The 1,304-nt window shown below is 71.1% G+C and carries 1 protein-coding gene; it reads left to right on the forward strand.

The features are described 5' to 3' along the window. Positions 1 to 104 precede the first annotated feature (104 nt). Positions 105 to 1,253, forward strand: a complete 1,149-nt coding sequence (locus FUT87_RS25240) for a TauD/TfdA family dioxygenase (RefSeq protein ID WP_255512029.1) — start codon at positions 105 to 107, stop codon at positions 1,251 to 1,253. The last annotated feature ends 51 nt before the right edge of the window (positions 1,254 to 1,304 follow it).

Genomic DNA, 1,304 nt, shown 5'->3' on the forward strand with positions numbered 1-1,304 from the left:
CTGCGCGCCGCCGCGGCCGCGCCCGACGCGGCGCCGACGCGCTGCTCGACGCCGTGCCGGGCGGCCTGTCGCCTGCTTCTCCTCCGCCTTTCAAGGAGCCGACCATGACTTCCCTCCCCATGTCCGCCGTCGACAAGCCCGGCAAGCTCGACAAGCTGACCAAACTCGACAAGCTGTCCAAGCTCGGCAAGGGCGCGGCGACGGCGATCAGCACGGGCGCACCCGCCGTGGCCGCGCTACCGGGTGTCGCCACGCTGCCGGGTGTGCCCGCGCTGCCGGCCGTGCGCCTGTCCACGCTGGCCGAGGACCGCCGCTTCCCGCTGATCGTCGAGGCCACCAGTCCCGACATCGATGCCGTCGCCTGGGCGCGCCGGCACCGGGACACCATCGAGTCGCTGCTGCTGTCGCATGGCGGCCTGCTGATGCGGGGCTTCGGGCTGCGGACGCCGCAGGAGTTCGAGGCCTTCGCCGAGACCATCGAGCCCGAGTTGTTCGGCGGCTATGGCGACCTGCCGAAGAAGGAGGGCGGTCGCAACACCTACCGGTCGACGCCGTACCCCGAGCGGCAGATGATCCTGTTCCACAACGAGAGCGCGCACCTGGAGCGCTGGCCGCGCAAGCAGTGGTTCTTCTGCGAGCTGCCGTCGCCGGTCGGCGGTGCGACGCCCATCGTCGACTGCCGCGAGATGCTGCGGCGCCTGCCCGCCGACCTGGTCGACGAATTCGAGCGCAAGGGGCTGCTGTACGTCCGCACCTTCACGCCGCGGCTGGACGTGTCGTGGCAGGACTTCTTCAAGACCACGGACCGTGCCGAGGTCGAGGCGCGGTTGACGCGGGCCGGCACCGGCTTCCGCTGGCTCGACGCCGACACGCTGCAGACGCGCACCCGCTGCCCGGCAGTGGTCAAGCATCCGTTGACCGGGGAGCGGGTGTTCTTCAACCAGGTGCAGCTGCATCACGTCAGCTGCCTGGAGGCGCAGGTGCGCGAGGACCTGCTCGGGCTGGTGGGGCTGGAGCGGATGCCGCGGCACGTGATGTTCGGCGACGGCTCGCTGATCCCCGACGCGACGATGGCCGTGGTCGGCGCGACCTACGAGGCCTGCGCGGTGCGGCTGGAGTGGCGTCAGGGCGACGTCATCATGCTGGACAACATGCTGGCGGCGCATGCGCGCGATCCCTACGAGGGACCGCGCAAGATCGTCGTGGCGATGGGCGCGATGTTCGATCGCGCGGCGCTGGGCGGGGAGGGGTGATTCGATGAACGCGATCCACACCCCCGAGATCGCCGCCGCCGCGCTGGCGTC

Source organism: Mitsuaria sp. TWR114, assembly GCF_007997345.1.

What these genes read in the sequence shown, in the direction of transcription:
- FUT87_RS25240 (WP_255512029.1), top strand. Translation starts at nt 105, where the DNA reads ATGACTTCCCTCCCCATGTCCGCCGTCGACAAGCCCGGCAAGCTCGAC.